This is a genomic window from Rhodococcus sp. JG-3 (assembly GCF_000482405.1).
Taxonomy (GTDB): Bacteria; Actinomycetota; Actinomycetes; order Mycobacteriales; family Mycobacteriaceae; genus Rhodococcoides; species Rhodococcoides fascians.
In genome coordinates, this window is sequence record NZ_KI519398.1 from 3244437 (window position 1) to 3258941 (window position 14505).

Consider the following 14505-nt stretch of genomic DNA (forward strand, 5'->3'; position numbering starts at 1 on the left):
CGCATGCAGGCACGACCAGACATCTGTTTTCACAACTTTTAGGAGCGAACAGTGACGATCCGGGTAGGCGTCAACGGCTTCGGCCGCATCGGGCGTAACTTCTTCAGGGCTGTCGACGCGCAGAAGGCGCTCGGTACCACCGACATCGAAATCGTTGCTGTCAACGACCTGACCGACAACGCATCGCTCGCACACCTGCTCAAGTACGACTCGATCCTGGGCCGCTTGCCGCACGACGTCTCGCTCGAAGGCGAAGACACCATCGTCGTCGGCGGCCAGAAGATCAAGGCTCTGTCGCTGCGTGAGGGACCGTCCGCACTTCCGTGGGGTGACCTGGGTGTCGACGTCGTCGTCGAGTCCACCGGCATCTTCACCGACGCTGCGAAGGCTCAGGGTCACATCGACGCCGGTGCCAAGAAGGTCATCATCTCCGCGCCCGCCAAGGGCGAGGACATCACCATCGTCATGGGCGTCAACGACGACAAGTACGACGGCAGCCAGAACATCATCTCCAACGCGTCGTGCACCACCAACTGCCTCGGCCCCATCGCCAAGGTTCTCGACGACGAGTTCGGCATCGTCTCGGGTCTCATGACGACCATTCACGCGTACACGCAGGATCAGAACCTGCAGGACGGCCCGCACAGCGATCTGCGTCGTGCACGTGCCGCAGCTCTGAATGTCGTCCCCACCGGTACCGGTGCAGCCAAGGCCATCGGCCTGGTTCTCCCGCAGCTGCTCGGCAAGCTCGACGGCTACGCACTTCGGGTGCCGATCCCCACCGGCTCTGTCACCGACCTGACCGCTCTGCTGAAAAAGAAGGCCAGCGCCGAGGACATCAACGCCGCGATGAAGGCTGCCGCGGAGGGCCCGCTGAAGGGCATCCTGAAGTACAACACCGATCCCATCGTGTCCTCGGACATCGTCACCGATCCGCACTCGTCGATCTTCGACGCGCCGCTGACCAAGGTCATCGACGACCAGGTGAAGATCGTCTCCTGGTACGACAACGAGTGGGGCTACTCCAACCGCCTCGCCGACCTCATCGGTCTCGTCGGCAAGTCCCTCTGACACCGATGGCTGTCAAGACACTGCAGGATCTGCTCGATGCCGGTGTCGAAGGACGTGGCGTCCTCGTGCGATCGGACTTCAATGTCCCGCTCGAGGACGGCACGATCACCGATCCGGGCCGCATCCAGGCGTCGATTCCGACTCTTCGTGCACTGGTCGAGGCCGGAGCGAAGGTCATCGTCACCGCTCACCTCGGTCGCCCCGACGGCAAGCCCGATGCGAAGTACAGCCTGGCTCCGGTCGCTGCCAAGCTCGGCGAGCTGCTCGGCCGGCATGTCCAGCTCGCAGGAGACGTGGTGGGTCAGGACGCCGAGGCACGCGCCGAGGGCCTGACCGACGGCGACGTACTGCTGCTCGAGAACATCCGCTTCGATCCGCGTGAGACCAGCAAGGACGAGTCCGAGCGAGCCGCACTGGCTCGTGAGCTCGTTGCTCTGGCCGGCGATGATGCGGCATTCGTCTCCGACGGATTCGGCGTCGTGCACCGCAAGCAGGCGTCGGTCTACGACGTGGCGCAGCTGCTTCCGCATTACGCGGGCACGCTCGTCGCCGCCGAGGTCGAGGTGTTGGCCAAGCTGACCGAGGATGCGGCTCGTCCGTACGCGGTGGTGCTCGGCGGGTCCAAGGTCTCGGACAAGCTCGGCGTCATCGAGGCGTTGGCTCCCAAGGTCGACACCCTCGTCATCGGCGGCGGCATGGCGTTCACTTTCCTTGCGGCGCAGGGCTATTCGGTCGGTAACTCGCTGCTTCAGGAGGATCAGATCGGGGTCTGCAAGGACCTGCTCGAGCGCTTCGGCGACGTGATCCACCTTCCGGTCGACATCGTCGTAGGAGACAAGTTCGCGGCCGACGCCGAGTCGAAGACCGTGAAGGCGTCCGAAATTCCGGACGGCTGGATGGGTCTGGACATCGGACCGGACTCGGTCAGTCGTTTCGCCGTCGTGCTGTCCAATGCGAAGACGATCTTCTGGAACGGACCTGCAGGCGTCTTCGAGTTCGACAAGTTCTCGGCCGGTACCAAGGGCATCGCAGAGGCGATCATCGGAGCCACCGAGAAGGGCGCGTTCAGCGTGGTCGGTGGTGGTGATTCCGCTGCTGCGGTACGCACCCTCGGGCTGCCCGACGACGGCTTCTCGCACATCTCCACCGGTGGCGGTGCATCCCTCGAATACCTCGAGGGCAAGCAGCTGCCCGGTCTATCCGTCCTGGAGGCGTAACGCATGGCACGTAAGCCGCTCATCGCGGGCAACTGGAAGATGAACCTCAACCACCTCGAGGCCATCTCGCTGGTGCAGAAGATCGCCTTCTCGCTGCCCGAGAAGTACTTCGACAAGGTGGACGTCACGGTCATTCCGCCGTTCACCGACATCCGCAGCGTCCAGACGCTGATCGAAGGCGACAAGCTCCTGCTCACCTACGGTGCGCAGGACGTCTCCGCCGAGGACAGCGGCGCATTCACGGGCGAGATCAGCGGGTCGATGCTGGCCAAACTGGGATGCACCTTCGTCGTGGTCGGCCACTCCGAGCGACGCACGTTGCACAGCGAGGACGACGCCGTCGTGCTGGCGAAGACGAAGGCTGCCTTGAAGAACGGGCTGACACCGATCGTGTGCATCGGCGAGGGTCTGAACATTCGTGAGGCCGGTGAGCACGTGGCCTACAACGTGGCTCAGCTCCGCGGTTCGCTCGACGGCCTCTCGGCCGACGACATCGCCAAGGTCGTCATCGCCTACGAGCCGGTATGGGCCATCGGCACGGGACGCGTGGCCTCGGCGTCGGACGCTCAGGAAGTGTGCGGTGCCATTCGGGAGGAATTGAAGGAATTGGCGTCGGCCGAGGTCGCCGCGGGCGTCCGCGTGCTGTACGGCGGTTCGGTCAACGCCAAGAACGTCGGCGAGATCGTCGGTCAGCCCGACGTCGACGGCGCGCTGGTCGGTGGCGCTTCGCTCAAGGCGGACGAGTTCGCCACATTGTCGGCGATCGCCGCAGGCGGACCGTTGCCCTGATCGGCCATCGTCACCGCTGCACAGAACTGGTTTCGGACACCTCGCTTCGGCGGGGTGTCCGAAGTCGTTCGTGGGGCCAGGTAGGCTGCTGAGGGCATCGAATCGAGTTTGAGGTGGACATGGATCTGTTTCTGGATATTCTGCTGGTCATCACCAGCCTGGCGCTGATCTTGCTGATCCTGCTGCATCGCGGCAAGGGTGGCGGTCTGTCCAGCTTGTTCGGTGGCGGCGTGCAGTCCAGCCTGTCCGGCTCCACGGTCGTCGAGAAGAACCTCGACCGCCTCACTGTCTTCACCGGCCTCATCTGGCTCATCGCGATCCTCGGGATCGGTCTCGAGATCAAGTACACCTGATCCGTCCCGGCTCCGAGTGCGAGTTGACGGCCGAGCGACGATACTGGGGGGATGAGCGAATCCTCTTACGAGTCAGTCGGTTCCCCGGCATTCGTCACACCGACAGCTCGCGGGCGAGAGTTGACCGAGCCGTTGCGGGAGGACATCCGCTATCTCGGCGGCATCCTCGGTGAGATCATTCGCGAACACGAGGGCGACGAGGTCTTCGAGCTCATCGAGTCCGCGCGAGTGGAATCCTTCGCAGTGCGCCGCTCGGAGATCGAACGCGACGACTCTGTCGGCCGGTACACCGATGTCGAAGTGGCGCAAGCTGTTCCGTTGATCCGCGCGTTCAGCCACTTCTCGTTGCTGGCGAACCTGGCCGAGGATCTCCACCGCGAGCGTCGACGTGCCATTCATCTGGACAACGGAGACCCGCCGCAGGACAGCAGCCTGGACGCCACGTGGTCGAAGATCGACGCCGCCGCTCCGTCGCGAGAGCAGGTGGCCGCCGCACTGACCGACGCGTTGGTGGCACCGGTCATCACCGCGCACCCCACCGAAACGCGTCGTCGAACGGTGTTCGACGTCCAATCGAAGATCACCGCACTGATGCGTCGGCGCGAGGTCGCGTCGGCTGCCCCGGAGGGCAAAGCCGCCGGAGCCGCCAAGGAATTGGCCGTGATCGACGTGCAGATTCGCCGGCAGGTGCTGACGCTGTGGGAAACCGCCCTGATTCGGCTGTCGCGATTGCGCATCCAAGACGAGATCGAAGTGGGTCTCCGATACTTCGAGTCCTCGCTGTTCGATGTCATGCCCGCCCTCAATGCCGATGTCCGCGCGGCGCTGCGAGCGCGATGGCCGGAGGACGACCTGCTGCCGCGGCCGATACTTCGGCCGGGGTCGTGGATCGGAGGAGACCGCGACGGTAACCCGAACGTCACCGGCGAGGTGGTGCACACGGCCACTCATCAGGCCGGTTACGTGGCGTTCGAGCACTACCTCGACGAACTGGTTGCGTTGGAGAAAGAGTTGTCGATGTCCGCGCGGCTCGTCGCGGTCACCGAGGAACTGGAGGCTCTGGCCGAGGCGTCTGCGGAACCGGACGACCGCCGGGCCGACGAACCGTACCGTGTTGCCGTTGTCGGTATCCGGGCCCGGCTGACAGCAACGGCACGGGCGGTGCTCGACGCGGTTCCGGTGTCCGGAATCGATCTCGGTGCCAACCCGTATGCGAGCCCGCAGGAAGTCCTCGACGATCTCGACACTCTGGACCGCGCGCTCCGGGCCGACGGAGACGGTCTGATCGCCGACGATCGGCTGCTTCGACTGCGGCAATCGGTCGAGACGTTCGGATTTCATCTCCAGGCTCTGGACATGCGGCAGAACTCCGAGACCCACGAGGAAGTGGTCGCGGAGCTGTTGGCCTGGGCCGGGGTTCATCAGGACTACCGGTCTCTCGACGAGGACGAGCGCGTGTCGGTGCTGTCCCACGAACTCGCCACTCGGCGTCCCTTGATCGGGCCCACCGCGCAACTTAGTGACCTCGCTGCGAAGGAACTGGGCATCGTCAAGGCGGCCAAGGAGGCCATCGACCACCTGGGCCCGGACACCGTTCAGAACTACATCATCAGCATGTGTCAGTCCGTCAGTGACATGCTCGAGGCGGCCCTGCTGCTCAAGGAAGCGGGGATCTTCGATCCCGGCGTCGACGGTTCGGCACCTACGTCGACGGTGGGTGTCGTGCCGCTCTTCGAGACGATCGAGGACCTGCAGCAGGGTGCCGCGACGCTGCTCGCCACTCTCGACGTTCCGATCTATCGAGCTCTCGTCGCCGGTCGAGGCATGAACCAGGAGGTCATGCTCGGTTACTCGGACTCGAACAAGGACGGTGGCTATCTCGCGGCCAACTGGGCGCTGTATCGGGCAGAACTCGACCTGCTCGAAGCGTCCCGTAAGACAGGAATTCGGTTGCGACTCTTCCACGGTCGCGGTGGCACCGTCGGGCGCGGCGGCGGCCCCAGTTACGACGCGATTCTGGCGCAACCGCCCGGCGTGGTGCAGGGATCGCTTCGTCTCACCGAGCAGGGCGAGATCATTGCAGCGAAGTACGCCGAACCGTCGATGGCGCGGCGCAACCTCGAATCGTTGGTCGCGGGCACACTCGAATCGACGCTGCTCGACCTCGAAGGATTGGGTGACGGCGCCGAGGCCGCCTACGACGTTCTGGACGATCTCGCGGCCAAAGCTCGGGCAGCGTACGGCCGGCTGGTGCACGAGGAGCCCGGGTTCGTCGAGTACTTCCGCACGTCCACGCCCGTTGCCGAGGTCGGCGAGTTGAACATCGGGTCGCGTCCGGCGTCGCGTAAGCCGACGAATTCCGTGTACGACCTGCGTGCTATCCCCTGGGTGATGTCGTGGAGTCAGTGCCGCGTCATGCTGCCCGGCTGGTACGGCACCGGATCGGCGTTCGAGGAGTGGGTCGGTGACGACGACTCCAAGCTGGAGGTACTCGCGGATCTGTATCGAAAGTGGCCGTTCTTCCGCACTGTGCTGTCCAACCTGGCGCAGGTCATGGCCAAGTCCGATCTGGGCATCGCCGCTCGGTATGCGGAACTCGTTCCCGACGCCGACCTCCGCGCACGCATCTTCGGCATGATCGAGGCCGAACACGCCACCACCGTTCGGATGTATCTGAAGATCACCGGTCACAGTCGACTGCTTGAGGACAACCCGGCGCTGGAGCGATCGGTACACAACCGGTTCCCGTACCTGGAACCTCTCAACCAGATGCAGGTCGAGATGTTGCGTCGATACCGCAACGGCGACGACGACGAACGGGTCAAACGAGGAATCCTGCTGACGATGAACGGCCTGGCCACGGCACTACGCAACAGCGGCTAGCACCGTACGTCTCGCTGCGCTGCCGCGGAACCGGTGGCCGACAGTCTGCGTCCAACCGGGTATGAGGACGTGCAGAAACACTCTCGACGGGTGGCGGGACGGGACGGCGTATCGGGTGATCGCTCGATCGCGGTATGCGGACTTCCGAGGCGGACTCGGTGACGACGGCGAGTCCATGCGTGGTTCGGACGGCAGTGCTTCGGACGGCGTCGGTTCGAACGACTACGGCGTCGATTCAGGGGAGTGAATCTCCTGAATCGACGCCGCAGTACGTCTGCTGTCAGCTGTGGCTCGAGCCGATCACCGGTCCAGCTGTGAGGCCGCTGCCTCGTCGACGAACCAGACCGTCGATTCCGCGCCGATGGCACCGGCCGACGGCCAGTCGTCGGACGCTGCTCCGCCGACGGCGGCGGCAACGGCCTCGGCCTTCCCTGCACCGGACACCAGCAACCACACGTGCTTCGCCCTCCGGACGGCGGGCAGGGTGAGTGTGATGCGTACCGGCGGCGGCTTGGGGGAGTCCTCGACGGCCACGACGAAGCGATGCTGTTCGCGCACCGCGTCGGTGTGCGGGAAGAGCGAGTTGATGTGGCCCTCGCCGCCCATACCCAACAGGTGGATGTCGAAGTCGGGGCATTGACCGTCGTCGGCCCGTGAGTGCAGCGTCTGTGCGTACGCCGCCGCAGCCGTTTCCGGGTCGGAGCCGTAGGCACCGTCCGACGTCGCCATCGTGAACAGTCGATCCGGGTGCACGTCCACGTGCTTCAGCAGCGCGTCCGATGCCTGGACCTCGTTGCGCTCGGGGTCGCCCGAGGGCAGAAAGCGCTCGTCACCGAAGTAGATATCCACCCGCGACCAGTCGATGGCCCCGGAATCCGCGCGCAATGCCTCGAGGAGGGCGATTCCTGTCCCGCCTCCGGTCAACACCACCGACGCGACACCGCGCTCGGCCTGCGCCGCGACGACAACGTCGACGAAGCGAGTGCGGGCGGCATCGACCAGCCCTTGTGCGTCGAGGTATCGGAGGACCGACTGATTACTCATAGCTCACTTTCGACAGACCGTGGAGGGCGAGTTCGTAGATTTCGTCCGTATCGAGCCGCCGCAGTTCCTCGGCCAGGCACTCGCGGGTGTTGCGACGTGCCAGAGCAACCTGAGCGTCGGGCTGACCGGTACGCCGCAGTGTGGCGGTTTTTCCGGTCTGCGGACGGGTCAGCGAAATACTGCTGTTCTCCCTGGTCAGCTCGACCTTGAGCTCGCCGGCTCGCCGGTAGACCGGCACGTCGAGCTTCGCCGCCAACCAGCCGGCCAGAATGTCGAGTGCAGGCTCCTCTGCCAGTCCCGACACGGTGGCCGAGGTGACGGCCTCGAACGGTGCCTGATCGAGGGCAGTCGCCAGCAGGCCGCGCCAGTAGGTGATTCGGCTCCACGACAGATCCGTATCACCCTCGGTGTAGCTGCTCAGCCGTCCCTTGATCGCTGCGGTGGTATCCGACGAATTGGTGGCGTCGGTGATCCGCCTGATCGCCAACCGGCCCAGTGGATCCTTCGCCGGTACCGTCGGTGCCTCGTCCGGCCACCAGGCGACGATCGGCGTATCCGGCAGCAGGAACGGAATGACGACGCTGTGTTCGTGATCGGCGAGCTCGCCGTTCAGTCGTAGTACGACGACCTCGGACGCGCCGGCGTCTCCACCGACGCGGATCTGGGCGTCGAGACTCGACTCGGCGGACCGATCACCGTGGATGAGGACGATGACGCGACAGGGATGTTCCCGGCTCGCCTCGTTCGCGGCATCGATCGCCCGTTCGGCCTTGCTCGCATCACGGCTGGCGACGATCAAGGTCAGCACACGGCCGATGGTGACCGCGCCACCTGCTTCACGAACCTCGACGAGCTTCTTGCCGACCTCGGCCGTCGTGGTGGCGGGAATGTCGACAATCACGGCCTTCTCCATTCGCGTCCGGTGCGGTGCATCATCTCGTCACCCGAGGACGGACCCCAGGTGCCGGCCTCGTACGGTTCGGCGGTGCCGCCCGAGGCCCAGTACTCGAGAATCGGGTCGAGAATCTTCCACGACAGTTCCACTTCGGCGTTGACCGGGAACAGTGAGGGCTCACCCAGGAGTACGTCGAGTATCAGTCGCTCGTACGCCTCCGGAGATGACTCGGTGAACGCCTGGCCGTAGCTGAAGTCCATGCTGACGTCGCGCACCTGCATGCTGGACCCGGGAACTTTGGAACCGAAGCGCATCGTGACGCCCTCGTCCGGCTGGACTCGAATGACCAGTGCGTTCTGCCCCAGTTCCTCGGTCATGGTGGCGTCGAACGGCAGATGGGGGGCACGCTTGAACACCATTGCGATCTCGGTGACTCTGCGGCCCAACGCCTTTCCCGTACGCAGATAGAACGGAACTCCACCCCAGCGCCGAGTGTCGACCTCGAGGGTGATGGCGGCGTAGGTTTCGGTGTTCGACTCGGAGTCGAACCCCTCTTCCTCCTTGAGCCCCTTCACTTTCTGGCTGCCCTGCCACCCGGCGGAGTACTGCCCGCGGGCGGACGTGCGATCGAGCGGCTCGGCGAGCTTGGTCGCCGAGAGCACCTTGATCTTCTCGGACTGCAGCTCGGTGGGGTTGAAACTCACCGGCTCCTCCATCGCAGTGATCGCGAGCAACTGGAGGAGATGGTTCTGAATGACGTCGCGGGCTGCCCCGATTCCGTCGTAATAGCCTGCGCGGCCACCCAATCCGATGTCCTCGGCCATCGTGATCTGCACGTGGTCCACATAGTGCGCGTTCCAGATCGGATCGAACAACTGGTTGGCGAAGCGCAGCGCGAGAATGTTCTGCACCGTCTCCTTGCCCAGGTAGTGATCGATCCGAAAGACGGTGTCCTCGGGGAACACTCGGTTTACGATCGCGTTGAGCTCCTTGGCGCTCTGCAAATCGTGACCGAACGGCTTCTCGATGACGACGCGTCGCCAGTTGCCGTCCTGCGCCTGGGCCAGTCCGGAGCGTGAAAGTTGTTGCAGTACAACAGGGAACGCGCCGGGTGGGATCGAGAGGTAGAAGGCATGGTTTCCGCCGGTGCCGCGGGTGGTGTCGAGCTCGGTGAGAGTCCGCGACAACTCGTCGAACGCGGCATCGTCGTCGAACGAACCCTGAACGAACCGGAAGCCCTCGGCAAGGGTGTTCCACACCTCTTCGCTGAACGGAGTTCGAGCATGATCGCGTACCGAGTCGTGCACGATCTTCTCGAAATCCTGGTTCTGCCACTCACGGCGAGCGAAGCCGACCAGGGCGAAACCGGGGGGTAGGAGCCCCCGGTTCGCCAGGTCGTACACCGCAGGCATGAGCTTCTTACGCGCGAGATCACCGGTCACCCCGAAGATGACCATGCTGCACGGCCCGGCGATGCGGGGGAGCCGCTTGTCTCGCGCGTCGCGAAGTGGATTACGCCAGTCCGCGGAATTCAGGTTTTCTGTGTCTGCGGTGGGCACAGGTCAGCTCTTCTGACCTGCTTGGCGGAGCTGCTCCTCGGTAGCTTCGAGCAGCTCGTTCCACGCAGCCTCGAACTTCTGGACGCCCTCGTTCTCCAACGTCAGGAAGACGTCGGTGAGGTCGATTCCCAGGGCGGAGATGCGGTCGAAGATCTCCTGCGACTCCGGTCCCTTACCCGAGACGGTGTCGCCGACGATCTCGCCGTGGTCTGCGACCGCGTCCATGGTCTTCTCCGGCATCGTGTTCACGGTGTTCGGAGAGACGAGCTCGGTGACGTACATGGTGTCCGGGTAGGCGTCGGACTTGACGCCCGTCGAAGCCCACAGTGGCCGCTGCGGACGTGCACCGTTGCCCGCGAGTTCGCGGAACCGAGGAGCCACCTCGAAGACCTGCTGGTACGCCACGTACGCGAGGCGCGCATTGGCCAGCGCGGCCTTGCCCTTGAGGGCCTCGGCGTCGGGGGTGCCGATGGCGTCCAGGCGGGAGTCGATCTCGCTGTCCACGCGGGACACGAAGAACGACGCCACGGAATGGATCTTGTCGAGGTCGTGACCGGCGGCGCGGGCGGCCTCGAGACCCTCGAGGTACGCGTTCATGACCAGCTCGTAGCGCTCGACGGAGAAGATCAGGGTCACGTTGACGCTGATTCCCTCACCGATCACCTTGGCAATGGCGGGGATGCCTTCTTCGGTTGCCGGAATCTTGATGAGGAGATTCGGACGGTCGACGATCTTCCAGAGTTCGACGGCCTGCTCGTACGTCTTGTCCGCGTCGTGCGCCATGCGGGGGTCGACCTCGATCGACACGCGGCCGTCGACGCCCGCGCTGGCCTCGTACTGCGGTACGAGGATGTCGCACGCCTCACGGACGTCGTCGGTGGTGACGGTGCGAATCGTGGTCTCGACATCGGCACCTTCGCCGGCGAGCTTGGTGACCTGCTCGTCGTAAGCATCGCCCTTGCTCAATGCGGCCTGGAAGATCGACGGGTTGGTCGTCACGCCGACGACGCTCTTGGTGTCGATCAGGTCCTTGAGGTTGCCCGACCGAATGCGGTCGCGGGACAGGTCGTCCAGCCAGACCGAAATTCCGGCGGCGGACAGCTCGGCAAGGTTTTTGTTCTGGGTCATGAGTTATCCCTTCACGTTGGTGATGGAGCGCTGCGCGGCCGCGACGACGGCGTCGGCCGTGAAGCCGAACTCGCGGAAAAGTGTTGCCGCATCGGCAGATTCGCCGTAGTGCTCGAGCGAGATGATCTCGCCGAAACCGCCGACGATCTTCCACCACGGCATCGCGATGCCGGCCTCGATGGACACCCGCGCCTTGACGGTGGGCGGAATGACCTGGTCGCGGTAGTTCTGGTCCTGGCTCTCGAACCACTCGACACACGGCATCGACACCACGCGTGCCGCGATGCCCTGCGCCTCGAGCAGTTTCTGGGCCTCCACTGCGTACTGCAGTTCGGAACCGGTGCCGATCAGGACGACGTCAGGGCTGGCCTTCGACGATTCGGAGAGGATGTAGCCACCCTTCGAGACGCCCTCGAAGCTGGTGCCTTCCAGGATCGGGATGCCCTGACGCGTCAGCGCCAGGCCGACGGGCCCGCTGCTGCTCGACCTGGCGAGCACCGACTGCCAGGCGTAGGCCGTCTCGTTGGCGTCACCGGGGCGTACGACAGACAGGTTGGGAATCGCACGCAGGGCCGCGAGGTGCTCGACCGGCTGGTGCGTCGGGCCGTCCTCGCCGAGGCCGATGGAGTCGTGGGTCCATACGTAGATGGGATCGATGTCCATCAGCGACGCCAGGCGAACCGACGGCCGCATGTAGTCGCTGAACTGCATGAACGTTCCGCCGTACGCGCGGGTCGGACCGTGCATGACGATGCCCGACAGGATCGCACCCATGGCGTGCTCGCGGATACCGAAGTGCAGCGTGCGGCCGTAGGGCTCGGCGTCCCAGTCGTCGGTGGAGATCGACGTGGGGCCGAAGGACTTCGCACCCTTGATCGTGGTGTTGTTGCTGCCTGCGAGGTCGGCCGAGCCGCCCCACAGTTCCGGAAGAACGGGTCCGACGGCGTTGAGGAACTCGCCCGACGCCGCACGCGTGGCGACGGCCTTGCTGCCGGGCTCCCACGTGGGCAGCACGTCGGTCCAGTTCTCGGGCAGCGTGCCCTGCTGAAGACGGTCGAGCAACTGCTTGCGCTCGGGCTCACGGGCTGCCCAGGACTCGAACTGCGTCATCCACTCGTTGTGTGCGGCGCGGCCGCGTTCCTGGAGCTTGCGAGTGTGGCCGATGACCTCGTCGCTGACCTCGAACGTCTTGGCCGGGTCGAAGTCCAGGGCCTGCTTGACCTTCGCGACCTCGTCGTCGCCCAGCGCGGCACCGTGGACGGCACCGGTGTTCATCATCGTCGGAGCCGGGAACCCGATGATGGTCCGCAGCACGATGATCGACGGCTTGTCGGTGACGGCCTTGGCGGCCTCGATGGCGTCCTCGATCGCGGTGACGTTCTCGCCGCCCTCGACGACCTGTACGTGCCACCCGTAGGCCTCGTACCGCGCGGCGGTGTTCTCGGACAGGGCGATGTCGGTCGAGTGCTCGATCGAGATCTTGTTGTCGTCGTAGAACAGGATCAGGTTGCCGAGCTGCTGGGTGCCAGCGAGCGACGACGCCTCGGACGTGACGCCCTCTTCGATGTCGCCGTCGGAGGCGATCACATAGATGAAGTGATCGAACGGGCTCTCGCCGAGCGCAGGTTCGGGATCGAACAGTCCGCGTTCACGGCGCGATGCCATTGCCATTCCCACAGCGGATGCCAGTCCCTGGCCGAGTGGGCCGGTGGTGATCTCGACGCCGTCGGTGTGGCGGAACTCGGGGTGCCCCGGGGTCTTGGACTTGTAGGTCCGCAGTGCTTCGATGTCTGCGAGCTCGAGACCGAAACCGCCCAAGTAGAGCTGCAAGTACAGGGTGAGGCTCGAGTGACCGCACGACAGTACGAACCGGTCGCGGCCGATCCAGTGGGTGTCGGTGGGGTCGTGGCGCATGGTGCGCTGGAAGAGGGTGTACGCGAGGGGAGCCAAGCTCATCGCGGTTCCGGGGTGGCCGTTGCCGACCTTCTGCACTGCGTCCGCTGCCAGGACACGAACGGTGTCGACCGCCCGGGTGTCCAGGTCCGTCCAGTCGCTGGGGTGGTGCGCCGTGGTGAGGACGTCAATATCGTCTGTGATCGACACGAGCAGAAATCTCCTGACATTCGTTCGAGTTGTGGCTCCGAGGATTCGTCGCTCGGCGGTAACTGCACAGCGCCTGCGTGAGGCGCGAACGTAGTCGATGCCGAAGGACGTCCCCCACCAGCCTAGTTCCGACCGACGCTACTGTCGTGCCTTCCCCCGTCGGAGCACGAACGTGTGTGGCGTCGCCGCATCGTTCTTCGGTTTGGGTGCCCTGCGAATTGGACGTGCAAACCCCGCCGTCTACCATCGTCTGTAGTAGGCGCATGCTCGACGGCTCCCGGGGGCAATTTCCGAACCGGGACCATCCGCGTGCGCGTCGGTGGCCGAGGTCCTCGTGAGGGTTCTCCCAGGATCGGTCGGCCGCCAGGAACGAACCCGCGTGCCCGACGGCGCGTGGCAAGTGGCCGAGCGCCAGAGAACGACAGTCGTGCGAGGAGACGCAGTGCGAATTGGGCAGCAGCCGGGCGGACACGGTTTCGCCGGCGGCCCCGGATTCGGAGCAGACGACCAGGGCGACACCGAACACGCCGCGCCGGCGTCGGCGCCGCGCAGAGCGTGGGCTCTCTTCCTGGCCTATGTCGCGCTGACGAAGCCTCGGGTCATCGAACTACTTCTCGTCACGACCATTCCCGCGATGCTGCTGGCAGATCGCGGTCACGTGGACCCGTGGCTGATTCTCACCACACTGTTCGGTGGAATGCTGGCCGCGGCGAGCGCGAACACCTTGAACATGGTGGTCGACGCAGACATCGACAAGGTGATGAAGCGCACCGAGAAGCGGCCGTTGGCCCGCGGCGCGATGCCTGTGTCGCACGCACTGGTGTTCGGTCTCGTCCTCGGGGTGTTCTCGTTCTTCTGGCTCTGGGCGACGACCAACCTCCTCAGCGGCGTGCTGGCCGTCGTCACGATCTGCTTCTACATCTTCGTCTACACCCTGGTGCTCAAGCGCCGAACTTCGCAGAACGTGGTGTGGGGCGGTGCCGCCGGCTGCATGCCGGTCATGATCGGCTGGTCCGCCGTCACCGGCACGATCGGCTGGCAGGCGCTGGTGATGTTCCTCGTCATCTTCCTGTGGACACCGCCGCACACCTGGGCCTTGATGCTTCGCTACAAGGAGGACTACCAGGCGGCCAACGTCCCGATGCTTCCTGCCGTCGCGTCGGAGACCAAGGTGACCAAGCACATCGTGCTCTACGCGTGGGCCACGGTTGCTGCGACGTTGGCACTGGCCCCGGGCTCCGGCGTCGTCTACGCGGTGATCGCGGTGGCATCGGGAATTTGGTTCCTCGTCGTGGCGCATCGCCTGTACGCAGGCGTGCGGGCTGGAACACCGGTCAAGCCTCTCAAACTGTTCATCCTGTCCAACGAATACCTGGCGCTGGTGTTCTGCGGCCTCGCCGTCGACTCTGTCCTCGGCTGGCAGACGCTCGCCCAGCTGGTCTCCTGAGCGAGCGCCTCCTCAC

At 64.9% G+C, this 14505-nt stretch carries 12 protein-coding genes; 7 read left to right on the forward strand and 5 right to left on the reverse strand.

What is annotated here, in order from left to right:
* The first annotated feature begins 51 nt into the window (after positions 1-51).
* The 6 genes from gap (at position 52) to K414_RS28970 (ending at position 6560) form a co-directional block, all read left to right on the forward strand.
* Positions 52-1071: a type I glyceraldehyde-3-phosphate dehydrogenase gene (gene gap / locus K414_RS0116825; RefSeq protein ID WP_008716538.1), complete on the forward strand. Its 1020-nt coding sequence runs from the start codon at positions 52-54 to the stop codon at positions 1069-1071.
* A gap of 5 nt (positions 1072-1076) precedes the next feature.
* Positions 1077-2288 carry a phosphoglycerate kinase gene (locus K414_RS0116830; protein ID WP_027497006.1) on the forward strand — a complete coding sequence of 404 codons (1212 nt, stop codon included), beginning with the start codon at positions 1077-1079 and terminating at the stop codon, positions 2286-2288.
* A 3-nt stretch (positions 2289-2291) separates the two neighbouring features.
* Positions 2292-3077 (forward strand): triose-phosphate isomerase, encoded by a 786-nt coding sequence (gene tpiA / locus K414_RS0116835; protein ID WP_027497007.1) that lies wholly within the window; start codon positions 2292-2294, stop codon positions 3075-3077.
* A 119-nt stretch (positions 3078-3196) separates the two neighbouring features.
* Positions 3197-3430, forward strand: a complete 234-nt coding sequence (gene secG / locus K414_RS0116840; protein WP_027497008.1) for a preprotein translocase subunit SecG — start codon at positions 3197-3199, stop codon at positions 3428-3430.
* 51 nt (positions 3431-3481) lie between these two features.
* Positions 3482-6313, forward strand: coding sequence for a phosphoenolpyruvate carboxylase (ppc, locus tag K414_RS0116845; protein WP_032372464.1), 2832 nt, complete (start codon positions 3482-3484; stop codon positions 6311-6313).
* Between the two features lie 61 nt (positions 6314-6374).
* On the forward strand, positions 6375-6560 hold the full coding sequence (locus K414_RS28970) for a hypothetical protein (protein WP_152530442.1): 186 nt from the start codon (positions 6375-6377) through the stop codon (positions 6558-6560).
* Between the two features lie 53 nt (positions 6561-6613).
* On the opposite strand, the gene pgl is transcribed toward K414_RS28970, so the two are convergent.
* From pgl to tkt, 5 genes are read right to left on the reverse strand one after another with little or no spacing between them, the layout of a single operon-like run.
* Positions 6614-7357, reverse strand: coding sequence for a 6-phosphogluconolactonase (gene pgl / locus K414_RS0116855; RefSeq protein ID WP_027497010.1), 744 nt, complete (start codon positions 7355-7357; stop codon positions 6614-6616).
* Positions 7350-8258: a glucose-6-phosphate dehydrogenase assembly protein OpcA gene (gene opcA, locus K414_RS0116860; RefSeq protein ID WP_027497011.1), complete on the reverse strand. Its 909-nt coding sequence runs from the start codon at positions 8256-8258 to the stop codon at positions 7350-7352. The genes pgl and opcA overlap by 8 nt, the downstream gene beginning before the upstream one ends.
* Positions 8255-9811 (reverse strand): glucose-6-phosphate dehydrogenase, encoded by a 1557-nt coding sequence (gene zwf, locus K414_RS0116865; protein WP_027497012.1) that lies wholly within the window; start codon positions 9809-9811, stop codon positions 8255-8257. Before zwf ends, opcA begins: the two co-directional genes overlap by 4 nt.
* A gap of 3 nt (positions 9812-9814) precedes the next feature.
* Positions 9815-10939, reverse strand: a complete 1125-nt coding sequence (gene tal, locus K414_RS0116870; protein WP_027497013.1) for a transaldolase — start codon at positions 10937-10939, stop codon at positions 9815-9817.
* A 3-nt stretch (positions 10940-10942) separates the two neighbouring features.
* On the reverse strand, positions 10943-13042 hold the full coding sequence (tkt, locus tag K414_RS0116875) for a transketolase (RefSeq protein ID WP_027497014.1): 2100 nt from the start codon (positions 13040-13042) through the stop codon (positions 10943-10945).
* A gap of 442 nt (positions 13043-13484) precedes the next feature.
* Here tkt and K414_RS0116880 point away from each other — a divergent pair, with 442 nt between their 5' ends.
* Positions 13485-14489 carry a heme o synthase gene (locus tag K414_RS0116880; RefSeq protein ID WP_027497015.1) on the forward strand — a complete coding sequence of 335 codons (1005 nt, stop codon included), beginning with the start codon at positions 13485-13487 and terminating at the stop codon, positions 14487-14489.
* The last annotated feature ends 16 nt before the right edge of the window (positions 14490-14505 follow it).

Bases quoted from the DNA above. Each gene is read 5' to 3' on its own strand.
- K414_RS0116830 (WP_027497006.1), top strand. From the start codon at position 1,077: ATGGCTGTCAAGACACTGCAGGATCTGCTCGATGCCGGTGTCGAAGGA.
- tpiA (WP_027497007.1), top strand. From the start codon at position 2,292: ATGGCACGTAAGCCGCTCATCGCGGGCAACTGGAAGATGAACCTCAAC.
- secG (WP_027497008.1), top strand. From the start codon at position 3,197: ATGGATCTGTTTCTGGATATTCTGCTGGTCATCACCAGCCTGGCGCTG.
- ppc (WP_032372464.1), top strand. From the start codon at position 3,482: ATGAGCGAATCCTCTTACGAGTCAGTCGGTTCCCCGGCATTCGTCACA.
- K414_RS28970 (WP_152530442.1), top strand. From the start codon at position 6,375: ATGAGGACGTGCAGAAACACTCTCGACGGGTGGCGGGACGGGACGGCG.
- pgl (WP_027497010.1), bottom strand. From the start codon at position 7,357: ATGAGTAATCAGTCGGTCCTCCGATACCTCGACGCACAAGGGCTGGTC.
- tal (WP_027497013.1), bottom strand. From the start codon at position 10,939: ATGACCCAGAACAAAAACCTTGCCGAGCTGTCCGCCGCCGGAATTTCG.